Origin of the sequence: Streptomyces sp. NPDC007929, assembly GCF_042959065.1 — a bacterium.
Lineage (GTDB): Bacteria > Actinomycetota > Actinomycetes > Streptomycetales > Streptomycetaceae > Streptomyces.
On the sequence record NZ_JBIBKD010000011.1, the window covers coordinates 25,019 to 42,242 of the forward strand.

Here is a 17,224-nt window from a genome sequence, read left to right on the forward strand (position 1 = left end):
CCAGGCTCATGACAGACCATGATCGAGTCAAGGGCGCCTCAGCGACACGCGAAAGCCGGTTCCGGTCACCCAAGTGGGCGCCGGAACCGGCTTTCTGACGTGTTGTGGGATCAGCCGACCAGGTTGTCGGCCAGCTCGTCGCTGAGGTTGGCCTCCGTGCCCGGGATGCCGAGGTCGGAGGCGCGCTTGTCGGCCATGGCCAGCAGGCGACGGATCCGGCCGGCGACCGCGTCCTTGGTCAGCGGCGGGTCGGCGAGGGCGCCCAGCTCCTCCAGGGAGGCCTGCTTGTGCTCCATGCGCAGCCGGCCCGCGGCGGCGAGGTGCTCGGGCACGTCGTCGGCGAGGATCTCCAGGGCGCGCTGCACCCGGGCACCGGCGGCGACGGCCGCGCGGGCCGAGCGGCGCAGGTTGGCGTCGTCGAAGTTGGCGAGCCGGTTCGCCGTGGCGCGCACCTCACGGCGCATCCGGCGCTCCTCCCAGGCCAGCACCGACTCGTGCGCGCCGAGGCGGGTCAGCAGGGCGCCGATCGCGTCACCGTCACGGACGACGACCCGGTCCACGCCGCGCACCTCGCGGGCCTTCGCGGGGATCGACAGGCGACGGGCGGCGCCGACGAGGGCGAGCGCGGCCTCGGGCCCGGGGCAGGTCACCTCGAGGGAGCAGGAACGGCCGGGTTCGGTGAGCGAGCCGTGCGCCAGGAAGGCGCCGCGCCAGGCGGCCTCGGCGTCGCAGGTGGCCCCCGAGACCACCTGCGGGGGCAGGCCGCGGATCGGGCGGCCCCGCCCGTCGACCAGACCGGTCTGGCGGGCGAGCTGGTCGCCGCCCGCCACCACGCGCACCACGTAGCGCGAGCCTCTTCGCAGCCCGCCCGGAGCCATCACGATCAGCTCGGAGCCGTGCCCGAAGATCTCCAGGATGTCCCGCTTGAGACGGCGGGCCGCCATCGCCGTGTCCAGCTCCGCCTCGATCACGATCCGACCGCTCACCAGGTGAAGGCCGCCGGCGAACCGCAGAATGGCGGAGACCTCCGCCTTTCTGCAGCAGGTCCGGGTGACGGGGAGCCGGGAGATCTCGTCCTTCACCGCTGCCGTCATCGCCATGGGCCGATCCTTCCATGCATCCGAAAAATACGGTCGTACGCGGCGGCCAACAGCTCCGGGTCGTGCCTCGGGGTCCCGTCGGGCCTGGCCACGGGCGCCAGCTCGACCGCGGCCCCGAACCGTTTGGCGGCATCGGTCAGCAGGTCGCGGTCGGGCACGGCGGCCTCGTCGGCCAGCACCACGTCCAGGGCGAGTTTAGGGGCGTGTCGTCCCAAAACCTCCAAATGACGCTGCGGGGAGAAGCCCTCGGTTTCTCCGGGCTGCGGCGCGAGGTTCAGGGAGAGTACCCGGCGGGCCTTCGTCTGTGTGAGCGCGTCCAGCAGCTCGGGCACCAGCAGGTGCGGGATGACCGAGGAGAACCAGGAGCCGGGGCCCAGCACCACCCAGTCCGCGTCCAGGACGGCCTCGACCGCCTCGGGCACGGCCGGCGGGTCGTTCGGTACGAGGTGCACGGACTGCACCTCGCCCGGGGTGAGGGCGACGGTGGCCTGGCCGCGCACGGTGTCGACCTCGTCCGGGCGGTCCGGGTCGTGCCCCTTGACCAGGGCCTGCAGCTCCAGCGGCACGGCGGACATCGGCAGCACGCGCCCCTGGGCGCCGAGCAGGCGTCCGACCAGGTCGAGGGCCTGCACATGGTCGCCGAGCTGCTCCCAGAGGGCGACGATCAGCAGATTGCCGACCGCGTGTTCGTGCAGGTCGCCCTGGGACTGGAAGCGGTGCTGGATGACCCGGGCCCAGGTCTGGCCCCAGTCGTCGTCACCGCACAGCGCGGCCAGCGCCTTGCGCAGGTCACCGGGCGGCAGCACACCCAGCTCGTCGCGCAGTCGGCCGCTGGAGCCGCCGTCGTCGGCCACGGTGACAACTGCGGTGAGGTCGCCGGTGATCCGGCGCAGCGCGGCGAGCGACGCCGACAGGCCCATGCCGCCGCCGAGGGCGACGACCTTGGGCTGGGTGCCCCGGCGGCGCGGCTTGCCGCCCCGGGCCTCGGCGGGCCGGCCGCCCTTGCCGCCGGGGGTGCCCTTCCCGCCGTTGCCTTCGGGCACCACCCGGCGCAGCCGGCTCAGCCGCGGTGTACGTGGTGTCATTCGCGTCCCATGTCCCGGTGCACGACCACCGTCTCCACGCCCTCGGCGGCGAGCCGGGCGGCGAGCTTCTCGGACATGGCGACGGAGCGGTGCTTGCCGCCCGTGCAGCCCACCGCGATGGTCACGTAGCGCTTGCCCTCGCGGCGGTAGCCGGTGGCGACGAGCTGGAGGAGCTCCGTGTAGCGGTCCAGGAACTCCTTGGCGCCGGGCTGGTTGAAGACGTACCCGGAGACCTCGTCGTTGAGGCCGGTGTACGGGCGCAGCTCCGGGACCCAGTGCGGGTTCGGCAGGAAGCGGCAGTCGACCACGAGGTCGGCGTCGACCGGCAGGCCGTACTTGTAGCCGAACGACATGACCGTGGCCCGCAGCTCCGGCTCCTCCTCGCCGGCGAACTGGGCGTCCATCTTGGCGCGCAGCTCGTGCACGTTCAGGCTGGAGGTGTCGATCACCAGGTCGGCGTCGCCGCGCAGCTCGCGCAGCAGCTCGCGCTCGGCGGCGATGCCGTCGACGATGCGGCCGTCGCCCTGGAGGGGGTGCGGGCGGCGCACCGACTCGAAGCGGCGCACCAGCGCCTCGTCGGAGGACTCAAGGAAGACGATCCGCCGCGTGACGTTCTTCGCCTCCAGGTCGGCGAGGGACTCGCGCAGATTGTCGAAGAAGCGACGGCCGCGCACGTCGACGACGACGGCGATCCGCGCCACGTTGCCCTGGGAGCGGGCGCCGAGCTCCACCATGGTGGGGATCAGCGCGGGCGGCAGGTTGTCCACGACGAACCAGCCGAGGTCCTCCAGGCACTTCGCGGCCGTCGAACGGCCCGCCCCGGACATGCCGGAGATGATCACCAGCTCGGGGATGGCCGCGTCCGGGACCTGGGCCTTGTCGTTGGGCGTGCCCGTACTCACCTGTGCTCCGTCTCCGGTTTGCTCTCGTTGCCCGTGGTGCTCGTTCACATTCATGTCTCCTGCCCCCGTCGTTCGTCCGGGGTGCCCGCTGCAACGGGCTCCCCACTGGAACCCATGGTGCCCGGTTCCTCTTCCATGATCTCTCCAGTCGCCGTGTTGACGGCGGGTGCGGCCGGGGTCGAGCGGGCGAGGGCCACGGCGATCGTCTCGGCCGTCTTGCGGCCTATGCCGGGGACCTCGCAGATCTGGTCGATCGTGGCGGATCGCAGTTTCTTCAACGAACCGAAGTGCTTCAGAAGTGCCTGCTTACGGGTGTCCCCGAGGCCGGGGACGTCATCCAGGGGGCTGGAGCGGAAACGTTTGGACCGCTTGGCGCGCTGGTAGGTGATCGCGAACCTGTGGGCCTCGTCACGGACGCGCTGGAGCAGGTACAGCCCCTCGCTGGTGCGGGGCAGGATCACGGGGTCGTCGTCTCCAGGCAGCCAGACCTCCTCGAGGCGCTTGGCGAGGCCGCACACGGCGATGTCGTCGATGCCCAGCTCGTCCAGGGCGCGCCGGGCGGCCGCGACCTGCGGGGCGCCGCCGTCGACGACCACGAGCTGGGGCGGGTAGGCGAACTTCCTGGGGCGGCCGTCGTCCTCGGTGGGGCCGGTCCCGACGATCTTGCCGTTGGCGTCGATCTCGGGGGTCTCGGGAATCTCGCCGTTCTGAGGGGTCTCGGAGGTCTCGGGAGTCTCGGCGTTCTCGGCTTCCCCAGGGGTCTCGGCGGCGTCGCCGTCGGTCCACTCCCCCGTCTTCTCCTTCTCGGCCAGATAGCGGCGGAAGCGGCGGGTGATCACCTCGTGCATCGAGCGGACGTCGTCCTGCCCGGCGAAGCCCTTGATCTGGAAGCGGCGGTACTCGCTCTTGCGGGCGAGTCCGTCCTCGAAGACGACCATGGAGGCCACGACGTCGTCGCCCTGGAGGTGGGAGATGTCGTAGCACTCGACCCTGAGCGGGGCGCTGTCCAGGTCGAGGGCGTCGGCGATCTCCTCCAGGGCGCGTGAGCGCGTGGTCAGGTCGGAGGCACGCTTGGTCTTGTGCAGCACGAGCGCCTGCTGGGCGTTGCGCTCCACGGTCTCCATCAGGGCCTTCTTGTCGCCCCGCTGCGGGATGCGCAGGGAGACGCCGGAACCGCGCCGCCCGGTGAGCCACTCCTGGACCGGCTCGACGGGGTCGGGCAGGGCCGGGACCAGGACCTCCTTGGGGACGGCGTCGCCCGTCTCCTCCCCGTACAGCTGCTGCAGGGCGTGCTCGACGAGGGCGCCGGTGGTGATCTCCTCCACCTTGTCGGTGACCCAGCCGCGCTGGCCGCGCACGCGCCCGCCGCGTACGTGGAAGATCTGGACGGCCGCCTCCAGCTCGTCCTCGGCGACCGCGATCAGGTCGGCGTCGGTCGCGTCGGCGAGCACGACCGCGCTCTTCTCCATGGCCTTCTTCAGGGCCCCGATGTCGTCGCGCAGCCGGGCCGCCCGCTCGTACTCCATCTCGTCGGCCGCTTCCGCCATCTGCTTCTCCAGCCGGCGGATGTAGGTGTTCGTCCGGCCGGTCATGAAGTCGCAGAACTCGTCGGCCAGTTCGCGGTGCTCCTCCGCGGAGACCCGGTCCACACAAGGGGCCGAGCACTTGCCGATGTAGCCGAGGAGGCAGGGGCGGCCGGTGCGGGCCGCGTTCTTGAACACCCCGGCCGAGCAGGTGCGCACGGGGAAGACGCGCAGCAGCAGGTCGACGGTGTCGCGGATCGCCCACGCGTGCGCGTACGGCCCGAAGTAGCGCACGCCCTTCTTCTTGTGACCGCGCATCACCTGCACGCGCGGGTACTCCTCGTTCATCGTCACCGCGAGGTAGGGGTAGCTCTTGTCGTCGCGGTACTTGACGTTGAACCGGGGGTCGTACTCCTTGATCCACGAGTACTCCAGCTGGAGCGCCTCGACCTCCGTGGACACCACCGTCCACTCCACGGACGCCGCCGTGGTGACCATGGAGCGGGTGCGCGGGTGCAGGCCCGCGAGGTCCTGGAAGTAGTTCGCCAGGCGCTGGCGCAGGCTCTTCGCCTTTCCGACGTAGATCACCCGGCGGTGCTCGTCGCGGAACCTGTAGACCCCCGGTGAGTCGGGGATCTCACCCGGTTTGGGGCGGTAGCTGGAGGGGTCGGCCATGTCTCACACCCTACTGGCGAGCACCGACAGTCCGGCGCGGCCGCGGGCCACGATCAGGGCCCGGCCGGGAGGCAGTTTCCAACGGCATGTCCCGCCCCGGGGTTACGGGCCCCCGGGAGCGGGAATGTGGCTCACCCACGGGACATGGCGGCGTCCGGCGGGCGGGGCCCGTCCCGGGTGCAGGCACGTGTTGTCGGTGCGGACCGTCGTCCCGGTAGGGGCGGGCGGGCCACGGGTCGGAGGGCTGCGCACATGAAGCGGATGCGGATCGAGAAGACCCGGCGGGCGGTCCGTGCCCGCACGTACACGGACGAACCGTTGGCGCTGCGCGACGCCCTGGACCCGCGCGATCCCGACATCGCGCGGGCCAAGCGCCTGGCCCTGAGGGAACAGGGCGGAAGCGACCGCTCCCAGAAGCACACGTAGAAGCACACGTCGACCGTGAACGCCCGGGGCGCGCGCCCCGGGCGTTCGCATGTCCGGACGGAACCGGCCGGAAGCGCGTACGTCACTGTCCGGCATCAGGTGTTGTCGGGACCAGGTCAACACGCTTCAATGCGGGGGAACTCGGGGCCCTGAACGACGGCGTACGGATGTGAAGAGCTGCCCTGCGCCGCTGGGACGGCCCCGCGCGAACGGTCTGACCAGCCGTTGCCGACTCAGAGAGAGGCCCCTGCATGCCGCACGCCACACAGCACGTGGACGTCGCCACCGCGGAACTGGACTCGGCCCTGCGAGGCGGCCCCTTCCACGTCGCCCTGCGGGCCGCGATCGCCGCCCGTGGACTGCCCCTGCAGCGTGTGCAGCACCATCTGTCCCGGCACGGGGTGAAGGTCGGCGTCACCAGCCTGAGTTACTGGCAGCAAGGAGCCCGGCGGCCGCAGCGGCCCGAGTCGCTGCGGGCCGTGCGCGCGCTGGAGGAGATCCTGGAGCTTCCCGAGGAGTCGCTGATCCGGCTGCTCGCCGACTCCGGGGAAAACCCGTCCGGGCACCGGTCCGCCGCCCGCTCCTACCGCTCCCTCGTCGAGGCCTCCGGGGTCCTGGACCAGTTGCTGGCCGAGCTGGACTGCCCGCCGGACGGGGGCCTGCACACCCTCGGCCATCACGAACGCATCCGGATCGGCGCGCGGCGCGAGCTGGCAGGGCGCGAGTCGCACCACATCGTGCGCGCGCACCGGGACGGCGTCGACCGATTCGTGGCCGTCCACCACGGCGACCGGGGAGCCACGCCGGAGCTGATGCGCGTGCACGCGCTGGAGAACTGCCGTACCGGACGCGTCCGTTGGCACCGCGACACGGGGGTGCTCGCGGCCGAGCTGCTCTTCGACACCCGGCTGCGGGCCGGGGACACCTTCCTGTTCCGCTACGGCGTCGAGGACGGCACGGCGGGTGTGTCACGCGAGTACGTGCGCGGCTTCGGCTCCCCCGGCGGCCAGTACGCCCTCCAGGTCTGCTTCGACGCCGCGGCCGTTCCGGTGCGCTGCCACCGCTTCGCCCAGCACTCGGCGGCGGCGCCGCGCAGCGGGTGCCAGGAGCTGCCGCTGAGCGGACGGCACCGGTCGGTGCATCTGGTCGAGCCTCGGCTGCGGGCCGGGTTCCTGGGGATCGGCTGGGACTGGCAGTAGGGGGTCGCCGGGCGGCGTCCCGCCCGGGGCGTGGGCTCGGTGGGGCGTCGGCCTCGGTGGGGCGTGGGCCTCAGTGGGACGTGGGCCTCCATGGGACGGCTGTCGGACGGCTGCCCCGGGTGGACGTAAACGCTTACGCAATCGTTTACGTCCGCCGCGGGATGCGATACGTTCCCTGCCTGAACCCCTGAGGAAGGAGGCGGGAGCGGTATGGCGACCATGGCCGACGTCGCGCGGAGCGCCGGTGTCTCCGTGGCGACGGTCTCGCACGTGCTGAACGCCACCCGGCCGGTGCTGCCGCACACCCGCCAGGCGGTCCTGGACGCCGTGGAGGAGCTCGGCTACACCACGAACACGTTGGCCCGTTCCCTGGTGACGGCCCGCACCCGTTCCATCGGGCTGGCGGTGTCGGCGATCAGCAACCCGTACTTCACGGAGATCCTCCAGGGCGTGGAGGCCGCCGCGCTGGAGGCCGGCTACAGCCTGCTGATCGCCGATCCGCACGACGACCCGGTGCACGAGCGCAAGGTCGTCCAGCTGCTGCACGAGCGCCGGGTGGACGGCATGATCGTCGCCCCCTCCGCCGAACCGCGCGACCTGCTCGCCTACCTCGAGCGGCACGACGTGCCGGCCGTGTTCCTGGACCGGCTGGTGGACGCGCCGGGGGCGGACGGCGCTCCGCGGTTCGACCAGGTGTGCTCCGACAACGCCGAACCGGTGTCCCGGCTGGTCACCCATCTCGCCGGGCAGGGGCACCGGCGGATCGGACTGGTGTCGGGGCGGCCGGGGCTCAGCACCACGAGCGAGCGGATCACCGGCTACCGCAGCGGTCTGGCCTTCGCGGGGCTGGCGTACGACGATCGGCTGCTGGTGCACGGCGACTCGGAGTCGGTCGGCGCCGAGCAGGCCACCGAGGCCCTGCTGTCCCTGGGTGTGCCGCCCACCGCTCTCATCACCGGCAACAACGCCATGACCATCGGCGTGCTGCGCGCCCTGAGCGCGCACGGCCTGTCCGTGCCGGGCGACATCGCGCTGTGCTGCTTCGACGACTTCGCGTGGGCGGATCTGTTCTCGCCCCGGCTCACCGCGATCGCACAGCCCAGCAGGGACATCGGCGCGCGGGCCGTCCATGTGCTCCTTCAGCGGCTCGCCGAGCCGGAGCGGCCCGCCCGGACCGTGCGTCTGCCCTGCACCTTCGTCCACCGCACGTCGTGCGGCTGTACCAGCCCGTCCGAGGAAGGAACCCCGTCGTGATCGTCGTCGCAGGTGAGGCACTGATCGACCTGGTACCGCAGGGCACCGGTGCCCTGGCGGCCTTGCGGCCGGCGCTCGGCGGCGGCCCGTTCAACACCGCCGTGGCCCTGGGCCGCCTCGGCTCTCCCACCGCGTTCTGCTCCCGGGTGTCGGTGGACGCCTTCGGAGAGGCCTTGCTGGACCGGTTGCGGGAGAGCGGGGTCGACGTGACCTCGGTGCAGCGCGGCTCCGAGCCCACGACCCTCGCCGTCGCCACGGTCGGCGCGGACGGCTCGGCGGCGTACTCCTTCCATGTCGAAGGGACGGCGGACCGGCTGTTCGAGGCGCCCTCCACGCTGCCGCCCGGGACCCGGGCGATCTCCTTCGGCACCTGCTCGCTGGTGCTGGAGCCGGGCGCGAGCGCGTACGAGGCGCTGATGCGCAGGGCGGCCGCGCAGGGCGTGTTCACCGCGCTGGACCCGAACATCAGGGCCGGGCTGATCCCGGACGCGGACGCCTACCGGGCGCGGTTCAAGAGCTGGCTCCCCTCGGTGTCGCTGCTGAAACTGTCCGCGGAGGACGCCGCCTGGCTGGGCGGCACGCCTCAGGAGTGGCTGTCGGCCGGTCCGGCGGCGGTCGTGATCACCCGGGGCGGCGACGGGCTGACCGCCTTCACCGCCGACGGCGGCGAATACGCGGTGCCCGGCGAACGCGTGGAGGTCGTGGACACGATCGGCGCGGGCGACACGGTCAACGCGGCCCTGCTGCACGGGCTCGCGGTGCGCGACGCGCTGGGCACCCGCGCGCTGTCCGAACTGGGATCCGCGGGCTGGACGGAGCTGCTGGGCTTCGCGGCGCGTGCGGCCGCGGTGACCTGCTCGCGGGCCGGGGCTGAGCCGCCGTACGCGCACGAGCTGGAGGGCTGACTCCGGCGGGGTCCCCTGGTGGCGCAGGGCGTGCCGGGGGTGCTTCAGCCGGTCTGCTCGGTGACGTGATCAAGAGCCGGCCCGACGTGCAGTTCGTGGGGCCGAAGGCGGGCTGACCGCGCACGCGAAGCGCCGTGCCCCACAGGTCGTGGCCTGCGGGGCACGGCGCTTTCGGCAGCGGGGGTCTCAGCCCTTGCTGGTCCGGGCCGTCTTCTTCGCGGTGGCGGTCTTGACGGCCTTGGTGCTCTTGGTCGCCGTCTTCTTGGCGGTCTTGCTGTCAACCGTCGCGGTGGCCGTCTTGCGCGCCGTCGCCGTCTTGGCGGCGACCGTCTTGCGAGCCGCCGTCTTGCGGGCGGCTGTCTTCCGGGGCGCCTTCACCGAGGACGCGTCGCTGACGCGGTCGGCCCCGAGGATCTCTCGCAGGAACTTGCCGGTGTGGCTGGCCGGGACCCCGGCCACCTGCTCGGGCGTGCCCTCGGCGACGACCAGGCCACCACCGGCGCCGCCTTCGGGGCCCATGTCGACGATCCAGTCGGCTGTCTTGATCACGTCGAGGTTGTGCTCGATGACGATGACCGTGTTGCCCTTGTCGACCAGTCCGGACAGGACCGTCAGCAGCTTGCTGATGTCCTCGAAGTGCAGACCGGTGGTCGGCTCGTCCAGGACGTAGACGGTGCGGCCGGTGGAGCGCTTCTGCAGCTCGCTGGCGAGCTTCACACGCTGTGCTTCACCGCCGGACAGAGTGGTCGCGGCCTGGCCGAGGCGGACGTAGCCGAGGCCGACGTCCTTCAGCGTGTTGAGGTGCCGGGCGATGGCGGGGACCGCCTCGAAGAACGCCGTGGCCTCCTCGATCGGCATGTTCAGGACCTCGGCGATGGACTTGCCCTTGTAGTGGACCTCCAGGGTCTCCCGGTTGTACCGGGCGCCGTGGCAGACCTCGCACGGGACGTAGACGTCCGGGAGGAAGTTCATCTCGATCTTGATGGTGCCGTCGCCGGAGCAGTTCTCGCAGCGACCGCCCTTGACGTTGAAGGAGAAGCGGCCGGGCAGGTAGCCGCGGACCTTCGCCTCGGTGGTCTCGGCGAACAGCTTGCGGATGTGGTCGAAGACGCCGGTGTACGTGGCCGGGTTGGAGCGCGGGGTGCGGCCGATGGGCGACTGGTCCACGTGCACGACCTTGTCGACGAGGTCGTCGCCGTCCACGCGCGTGTGCCGTCCGGGCACGCTCCGGGCGCCGTTCAGCTCGCGGGCCAGGTGTGTGTAGAGGATGTCGTTGACCAGCGTCGACTTGCCGGAGCCGGACACGCCGGTGACGGCGGTGAACACGCCCAGGGGGAACGAGACGTCGATGTCCTGGAGGTTGTTCTCCCGGGCGCCGTGCACCGTGAGCTGCCGGGAGGGGTCCAGCGGGCGGCGGATGTCGGGCAGCGGGATGGCCTTCTTGCCGGACAGGTACTGACCGGTCTGCGACTCGGCGTTGGCGAGGAGCTCCTTCAGGGAGCCGCTGTGCACGACCTTGCCGCCGTGCTCACCGGCGCCGGGACCGATGTCCACGACCCAGTCGGCCATCTTGATCGTGTCCTCGTCGTGCTCGACGACGATGAGCGTGTTGCCCATGTCGCGCAGCCGGACCAGGGTCTCGATCAGCCGGTGGTTGTCGCGCTGGTGCAACCCGATGGACGGCTCGTCGAGCACGTACAGGACACCGACGAGGCCGGAGCCGATCTGGGTGGCCAGGCGGATGCGCTGGGCCTCGCCGCCGGAGAGGGTGCCGGCCGCGCGGTTGAGTGAGAGGTAGTCCAAGCCGACGTCGACCAGGAACCGCAGCCGCTCGTTGACCTCCTTCAGCACGCGCTCGGCGATCTTCTTGTCGCGGGCGGTGAGCTTCAGCTCGCCCAGGAAGTCCGCGCAGTCGCTGATCGACATCGCGGAGACCTCGGCGATGGACTTGTCCATGACCGTGACCGCGAGGACGATCGGCTTCAGCCGCGTGCCCTCACAGGTCGGGCAGGGCACCTCGCGCATGTAGCCCTCGAAGCGCTCGCGGCTGGAGTCGCTCTCGGCCTCGCTGTGCCGTCGCTTGACGAACGGGACGGCGCCCTCGAAGGCCGTGGTGTACCGGCGCTCACGGCCGTAGCGGTTGCGGTAGCGGACCTCGACCTGGGTCTTGTGGCCGTGGAGCAGGGCCTTCTTGGCGCGCTGCGGCAGACCGGCGAAGGGGATGTCCGTGCGGAAGCCCAGCGCGTCGGCGAGGGCGCCGATCAGACGGCCGAAGTAGTCCTTGGTGTGGCCGTGCGACCAGGGGTGGATGGCGCCTTCGTCGAGGCTCTTGTCCGGGTCCGGGACGATCAGCTCCGGGTCCACCTCCATGCGCGTGCCGATGCCGGTGCAGTCCGGGCAGGCGCCGAAGGGCGAGTTGAAGGAGAAGGAGCGGGGTTCGAGCTCCTCGAAGGACAGGTCGTCGTACGGGCAGTACAGGTGCTCCGAGAACATGCGCTCGCGCTCGGGGTCGTCCTCGGGGAGGTCGACGAAGTCGAGCACGACCATGCCGCCGGACAGACCGAGGGCGGTCTCGACGGAGTCGGTGAGGCGGCGCTTGGCGCCGTCCTTGACCGTGAGGCGGTCGACGACCACCTCGATGGTGTGCTTCTCCTGCTTCTTCAGCGTGGGCGGGTTCGACAGCTGGACCGTCTCGCCGTCCACCCGCGCGCGGGAGTAGCCCTTGGTCTGGAGGTCGGCGAAGAGATCGACGAACTCGCCCTTGCGCTCGCGCACCAGCGGCGACAGCACCTGGAAGCGGCTGCCCTCGGGCAGCTCGAGGACCCGGTCGACGATGGCCTGGGGCGACTGGCGCGCGATCGGGCGGGAGCACTCGGGGCAGTGCGGCTTGCCGATGCGCGCGAAGAGCAGACGCAGGTAGTCGTAGACCTCGGTGATGGTGCCGACCGTGGAGCGCGGGTTGCGCGAGGTCGACTTCTGGTCGATGGAGACGGCCGGGGAGAGGCCCTCGATGAAGTCGACGTCCGGCTTGTCCATCTGGCCGAGGAACTGCCGGGCGTACGAGGAGAGGGACTCCACGTAGCGCCGCTGTCCCTCCGCGAAGATGGTGTCGAAGGCCAGCGAGGACTTGCCCGACCCCGACAGGCCCGTGAAGACGATGAGCGAGTCGCGCGGGAGGTCGAGCGAGACGTTCTTGAGGTTGTGCTCGCGCGCTCCACGAACGATGAGACGGTCGGCCACGCCGGTCCGCACCTTTCTTGAGAGAAGTGACAGGGGCGGGGCCCCCGTCTTTCTCAGACTAGGGGGAGCCACTGACAACGCCGGTCGGGTTCACGGGTTGCCAACAAACCCCGGCTCTCCAGCATGCCCGACGCCACGTCCGACCATATAGCACGTGCTTTCGAATTACGGCACTGCTTCACCACCTTCACCCGAAGGAGTGGTGGAGCTAGGGTCAGCACCATGATTGATCACGCTCATGACCTGGCGTCTGTACGTGACGCGACGGAACGGCTGCTGACCGCAGTCGGCAAACTGGACAACGCTTCTGTGACCCACCCGTCACGGCTGCCCGGCTGGAGCCGCGGCCATGTCCTGGCCCACCTCGCCCGCAACGCGGACGCCCTCGTGAACGTGCTCCAGGGCCGCCCCATGTACGTCTCCGGCGAGGCCCGGGACGCCGACATCGAGCGGGACGCCCCGCGCGGCCTCGACGTCCAGCTCGCCGACCTGCGCGAGAGCGCGGCCCGCTTCCAGGACGCCGGGAACGCCCCCGCCGACTGGGCGCGCACGGTGGAGCTGCGCAACGGGGTCACGGACTCCGCGTCCCGAGTGCCGTTCCGGCGGTGGGTCGAGGTGGAGCTGCACCACGTGGACCTGGGGATCGGGTACGAGCTGGAGGATCTTCCGGCGGATTTCACCGAGCGGGAGATCGCCTTCCTCGCCGACCGGTTCGCCGGGCACCCCGACGTACCGCCCACACGCCTCACCGACGGCACGCGCGCGTGGCGCACCGGACGGGACACGGAGGGCGCGGGGGAGGTGACCGTCACGGGCTCCCCGGCGGACCTGCTGGGCTGGCTCGCCGGCCGCCGCGACGGCGCCGGACTGGCGGTGGACGGGGGCCCGCTGCCGGCCCTGCCCCCGCTATAGGCTGGCTGACATGACGTACAGCGGAGAGGTGACGGTCGGCGGACCGGCCGATGTGCACGAGCTCAAGGACCTGATGATCACCAAGATCGCGGTGGGTCCGATGAACAACAACGCCTATCTGCTGCGTTGCAGGGCCACGGACGAGCAGGTGCTGATCGACGCCGCGAACGAGGCGGAGACCCTGCTCGGCATGATCGGTGGCGACGGCATCGCGTCCGTCGTCACCACCCACCGGCACGGCGACCACTGGCAGGCGCTCGCCGAGGTCGTGGCGGCCACCGGCGCCCGCACCTACGCGGGCCGGGAGGACGTCGAGGGCATCCCCGTACGGACCGATGTGCCGGTCGACGACGGCGACACCATCCGGGTGGGGCGCGTGGAGCTCACCGCGCGCCACCTGGTCGGGCACACGCCCGGTTCGATCGCCCTGGTCTACGACGACCCGCACGGGCATCCCCATGTGTTCACCGGGGACTGCCTGTTCCCTGGTGGGGTGGGCAACACCAACAAGGACCCGAAGGCGTTCGCCAGCCTCATCCACGACGTCGAGACCAAGATCTTCGGCACCCTCCCGGACGAGACCTGGGTCTACCCCGGACACGGCAACGACACGACCTTGGGCGCGGAGCGCCCGCACCTGCCGGAGTGGCACGCGCGCGGGTGGTGAGACGCTCCCCTCCTCGGCGCGCGCCGGGTGTGAATCGTTCGCGCACGCCGGTGCCGCACGCGCGCTCCCCTCGCGTGTAGTTGCGCAGTCAACTGGTACAGCCCGCGCGGGATGACGGCTCCTGTGCGGCCGGGTCGCCGGCCTGTCGATCCCCGCCCTCGGCCGGCGGCCCCCGGCACACACCAACACCGCCTGAACCGGGCCCCGTTCACACACCCGCAACACCCGTTCCCACCATCCGGACAGGTGCTGCCGTGACCTCGACAAACGGGTCCGTCGGCTGCCAATCTCCCGCCATGCATCCTGCCCCGCGTGCCCTGCGCCGCGCCGCCGTCGCCGTCGCCGTCCTCGCCGCCGTGAGCTGCGCGCCTCAGCCCGAGGAGGCGGACAAGCCCTCGTCGTCCGCCGGGAACGCGTGCGAGAAGGGCGAGTTGGCCACCCGGACCCCGGGCAAGCTGACGATCGCCACCGACGAGCCCGCCTACGAGCCGTGGTTCAAGGACGACGAGCCGGCCAACGGCAAGGGCTTCGAGTCGGCGGTCGCCTACGCCGTCGCCGGACAACTCGGCTACGGCAAGGCCAAGGTCGCCTGGCAGACCGTCCCCTTCAACAAGGCCTTCGCGCCCGGCGAGAAGACCTTCGACTTCGACATCAACCAGGTCTCCGTCAGCGAAGAGCGCAAGAAGGCCGTGGACTTCTCCTCCGGCTACTACGACGTGCGCCAAGCCGTCGTCGCGCTGAAGGGCTCCAAGGCCGCGAAGGCGAAGAGCGTCGCCGACCTGCGGGGCGTGAAGCTGGGCGCGCAGGTCGGCACCACCAGCCTGAACTACATCGACGACGTGGTGAAACCGAAGCAGGCGGCGGCCGTGTACGCCAAGAACGACCAGGCCAAGTCCGCGCTGAAGAACGGACAGGTCGACGCCATCGTCGTCGACCTGCCGACCGCCTTCTACATCACCGGGGCCGAGATCACCGACGCGACGATCGTCGGCCAGTTCGCGCACCAGGGCGGCACACCGGAGCAGTTCGGCCTGGTGCTGGACAAGGGCAGCGCGCTCACCTCCTGCGTCTCGCGGGCCGTGGACGCCCTGCGTGCGGACGGCACGCTCGCGAGGATCGAGCAGCGGTGGCTGTCGGACGCCGTCGACGCGCCGGTGCTCAAGTGACCGTCCACAAGGAGGAGCTGGGCTCCGGCGAGCACGAGGAGGCGGACGGTTACGTACCGTCGGCGCGACGGCTGGAACGGGAGCGCCACAAGCGTGCCCGCGCCCGGCGCGCGACGGCGATCGGCGCGCTCTCGACCCTCGTCACCGCGGTCGTCCTCTACCTGGTCGTCGTCAACGCTCCCGGCTGGCAGCGCACCAAGGGGACCTTCTTCGACCTGGGGTACGCCCGCGAGGCGTTCCCCAAGGTCCTCGAAGGCCTGTGGCTGAACGTCCGGCTGCTGCTGATCTGCGGGGCCGCGGTGCTCGTCCTGGGCATGCTGATCGCCGTCGCCCGCACGCTGCGCGGACCGGTGTTCTTCCCGCTGCGCTTCCTGGCCGCCGCGTACACGGACTTCTTCCGGGGGCTGCCGCTCATCATCAACCTGATGATCGTGGTCCTCGGCGTCCCGGCGCTGCGGCTCCAGGGGGTGACCGTCGACCCGGTGCTGCTCGGCGGCACGGCGCTCACCCTGACGTACTCGGCGTACGTCGCCGAGGTGTTCCGCGCCGGAATCGAGTCCGTGCACCCCTCGCAGCGCGCCGCGGCCCGCTCACTGGGGCTGAACAACCGGCAGACGCTGCGGTACGTCGTACTGCCCCAGGCGGTGCGCCGCCAGGTGCCGCCGCTGCTGAACGACCTGGTGTCGCTGCAGAAGGACACCGGGCTGGTCTCGATCGGCGGTGCGGTGGACGCCGTACGGGCCGCCGACATCATCGTGGGCCGCAGCCTCAACTACACGCCGTACATCGTCGCCGGGCTGGTCTTCGTCGCGCTGACGATCCCCATGACCCGCTTCACGGACTGGGTGACGGCCCGAATGGACCGCCGGCAGGCCCAGGGAGGAGCCGTATGAGCCAGACGCCCGTGCTGCGCATGGAGTCCGTACGCAAGACCTTCGGCGGCTCGGTCGTCCTGCGGGACGTCGACCTGGAGGTCGCCGCGCACACGGTCACCGCGTTGATCGGCGCTTCCGGCTCCGGCAAGTCCACGCTGCTGCGGTGCGCCAACCTGCTGGAGGAGATCGACGACGGGGCCATCTGGCTGGACGACGAGGAGATCACCGACCCGCGCGCCGACCAGGACGCCGTGCGCCGCCGGATCGGCGTGGTCTTCCAGGCGTACAACCTGTTCCCGCACATGACCGTTCTGGAGAACATCACGCTCGCCCCACGGCGCGTGCACGGTGTCGCCCGCGCCGAGGCCGAGGCACGCGCGCGTGAACTACTGGAGCGGCTGGGGCTCGGCGGGAAGGCGGACGCGTACCCGGACCGGCTGAGCGGGGGCCAGCAGCAGCGGGTCGCGATCGTCCGCGCCCTGGCCGTACGGCCCCGGCTGCTGCTGCTCGACGAGATCACCGCGGCCCTCGATCCCGAGCTGGTGGGTGAGGTGCTCACCGTCGTCCGCGACCTCAAGGACGAGGGCATGACCATGGTGGTGGCCACGCACGAGATGGGCTTCGCCCGCGAGGTCGCCGACCAGGTGTGCTTCCTGGAGGGCGGTGTGGTGCTGGAGCGCGGCAGCGCCGAGCAGGTCTTCGAAGATCCGCAACAGGAGCGCACACGGCGCTTCCTGCGGCGGATCGTGGAGGCGGGGCGGCTGTAGGGAGCCCGGCGCGCTGGGCGGCTCCCCGGGGGCCTGTCGGCAGCCGTTCAGGCGTCCGCCTTGCCCGACCCCGCCAGCGCCGCGACGCGTTCCACGCCGAACACGTAGCCCTGCACCCCGCAGCCCGCGATGACCCCGTCCGCGCGCAGCGAGACGTAGGAGTGGTGCCGGAACGACTCGCGCTGGTGGATGTTGGAGATGTGGACCTCCAGCACCGGCAGGCCGTCGCACGTGTTGAGGGCGTCCAGGATGGCGACGGAGGTGTGCGAGTACGCGCCGGGGTTGATCACGATGCCGCAGTGGCTGAGCCGCGCCTCGTGGATCCAGTCGACCAGCTCGCCCTCGTGGTTGGACTGGCGGAAGTCGACCGTGCCCCCGTGCGCGGCCGCCGCCTTGGCACACAGGGCCTCGACGTCGGCGAGGGTGTCGGAGCCGTAGATCTCCGGCTGGCGCTGGCCGAGGAGGTTCAGGTTGGGGCCGTTGAGGATCATGATCGGGGCGTGGGCCAGGGTGCGGGGCACGGTTCCT

15 protein-coding genes are annotated in these 17,224 nt (G+C 71.2%); 9 read left to right on the forward strand and 6 right to left on the reverse strand.

What is annotated here, in order from left to right:
* Nucleotides 1-110 precede the first annotated feature (110 nt).
* From whiA to uvrC, 4 genes are read right to left on the reverse strand one after another with little or no spacing between them, the layout of a single operon-like run.
* Complete coding sequence (gene whiA, locus ACFZDE_RS31615; protein WP_030852771.1) at nucleotides 111-1,100, reverse strand: DNA-binding protein WhiA; 990 nt, start codon at nucleotides 1,098-1,100, stop codon at nucleotides 111-113.
* On the reverse strand, nucleotides 1,091-2,185 hold the full coding sequence (yvcK, locus tag ACFZDE_RS31620; protein ID WP_391002370.1) for a uridine diphosphate-N-acetylglucosamine-binding protein YvcK: 1,095 nt from the start codon (nucleotides 2,183-2,185) through the stop codon (nucleotides 1,091-1,093). Before yvcK ends, whiA begins: the two co-directional genes overlap by 10 nt.
* The gene (gene rapZ / locus ACFZDE_RS31625) at nucleotides 2,182-3,141 is read right to left on the reverse strand and encodes an RNase adapter RapZ (protein ID WP_391002368.1); all 960 of its coding nucleotides are present in this window, start codon (nucleotides 3,139-3,141) and stop codon (nucleotides 2,182-2,184) included. The genes yvcK and rapZ overlap by 4 nt, the downstream gene beginning before the upstream one ends.
* Nucleotides 3,138-5,285, reverse strand: a complete 2,148-nt coding sequence (uvrC, locus tag ACFZDE_RS31630; RefSeq protein ID WP_391002366.1) for an excinuclease ABC subunit UvrC — start codon at nucleotides 5,283-5,285, stop codon at nucleotides 3,138-3,140. Before uvrC ends, rapZ begins: the two co-directional genes overlap by 4 nt.
* A 252-nt stretch (nucleotides 5,286-5,537) precedes the next feature.
* On the opposite strand from uvrC, the gene ACFZDE_RS31635 reads away from it, so the two are divergent.
* The 4 genes from ACFZDE_RS31635 to ACFZDE_RS31650 all read left to right on the forward strand — a co-directional run bounded on the left by ACFZDE_RS31635 (nucleotide 5,538) and on the right by ACFZDE_RS31650 (nucleotide 9,069).
* A complete protein-coding gene (locus ACFZDE_RS31635) occupies nucleotides 5,538-5,711 on the forward strand; it encodes a hypothetical protein (protein ID WP_391002364.1) in 174 nt (57 codons plus the stop codon).
* 251 nt (nucleotides 5,712-5,962) lie between these two features.
* Nucleotides 5,963-6,910, forward strand: a complete 948-nt coding sequence (locus ACFZDE_RS31640) for a hypothetical protein (protein ID WP_391205747.1) — start codon at nucleotides 5,963-5,965, stop codon at nucleotides 6,908-6,910.
* Nucleotides 6,911-7,120: 210 nt separating this feature from the next.
* Nucleotides 7,121-8,164, forward strand: a complete 1,044-nt coding sequence (locus ACFZDE_RS31645; RefSeq protein WP_391205750.1) for a substrate-binding domain-containing protein — start codon at nucleotides 7,121-7,123, stop codon at nucleotides 8,162-8,164.
* Nucleotides 8,161-9,069 carry a PfkB family carbohydrate kinase gene (locus ACFZDE_RS31650; protein WP_391205754.1) on the forward strand — a complete coding sequence of 303 codons (909 nt, stop codon included), beginning with the start codon at nucleotides 8,161-8,163 and terminating at the stop codon, nucleotides 9,067-9,069. The genes ACFZDE_RS31645 and ACFZDE_RS31650 overlap by 4 nt, the downstream gene beginning before the upstream one ends.
* A gap of 186 nt (nucleotides 9,070-9,255) precedes the next feature.
* On the opposite strand, the gene uvrA is transcribed toward ACFZDE_RS31650, so the two are convergent.
* The gene (gene uvrA / locus ACFZDE_RS31655) at nucleotides 9,256-12,309 is read right to left on the reverse strand and encodes an excinuclease ABC subunit UvrA (RefSeq protein WP_391205757.1); all 3,054 of its coding nucleotides are present in this window, start codon (nucleotides 12,307-12,309) and stop codon (nucleotides 9,256-9,258) included.
* Between the two features lie 222 nt (nucleotides 12,310-12,531).
* Here uvrA and ACFZDE_RS31660 point away from each other — a divergent pair, with 222 nt between their 5' ends.
* The 5 genes from ACFZDE_RS31660 (at nucleotide 12,532) to ACFZDE_RS31680 (ending at nucleotide 16,696) form a co-directional block, all read left to right on the forward strand.
* Nucleotides 12,532-13,221, forward strand: coding sequence for a maleylpyruvate isomerase family mycothiol-dependent enzyme (locus ACFZDE_RS31660; RefSeq protein ID WP_391205760.1), 690 nt, complete (start codon nucleotides 12,532-12,534; stop codon nucleotides 13,219-13,221).
* Between the two features lie 10 nt (nucleotides 13,222-13,231).
* The gene (locus ACFZDE_RS31665) at nucleotides 13,232-13,888 is read left to right on the forward strand and encodes an MBL fold metallo-hydrolase (RefSeq protein ID WP_391002352.1); all 657 of its coding nucleotides are present in this window, start codon (nucleotides 13,232-13,234) and stop codon (nucleotides 13,886-13,888) included.
* A gap of 296 nt (nucleotides 13,889-14,184) precedes the next feature.
* Nucleotides 14,185-15,054, forward strand: coding sequence for a transporter substrate-binding domain-containing protein (locus tag ACFZDE_RS31670; protein WP_391002350.1), 870 nt, complete (start codon nucleotides 14,185-14,187; stop codon nucleotides 15,052-15,054).
* Entirely contained in the window at nucleotides 15,051-15,947 is an 897-nt protein-coding gene (locus ACFZDE_RS31675; RefSeq protein WP_391205763.1) for an ABC transporter permease subunit, read from the forward strand. The genes ACFZDE_RS31670 and ACFZDE_RS31675 overlap by 4 nt, the downstream gene beginning before the upstream one ends.
* On the forward strand, nucleotides 15,944-16,696 hold the full coding sequence (locus ACFZDE_RS31680) for an ATP-binding cassette domain-containing protein (RefSeq protein ID WP_391205766.1): 753 nt from the start codon (nucleotides 15,944-15,946) through the stop codon (nucleotides 16,694-16,696). Before ACFZDE_RS31675 ends, ACFZDE_RS31680 begins: the two co-directional genes overlap by 4 nt.
* Before the next feature lie 47 nt (nucleotides 16,697-16,743).
* Here ACFZDE_RS31680 and aroQ read toward each other — a convergent pair whose 3' ends face one another.
* Nucleotides 16,744-17,217, reverse strand: coding sequence for a type II 3-dehydroquinate dehydratase (gene aroQ / locus ACFZDE_RS31685; RefSeq protein ID WP_391205769.1), 474 nt, complete (start codon nucleotides 17,215-17,217; stop codon nucleotides 16,744-16,746).
* Between the last annotated feature and the right edge of the window lie 7 nt (nucleotides 17,218-17,224).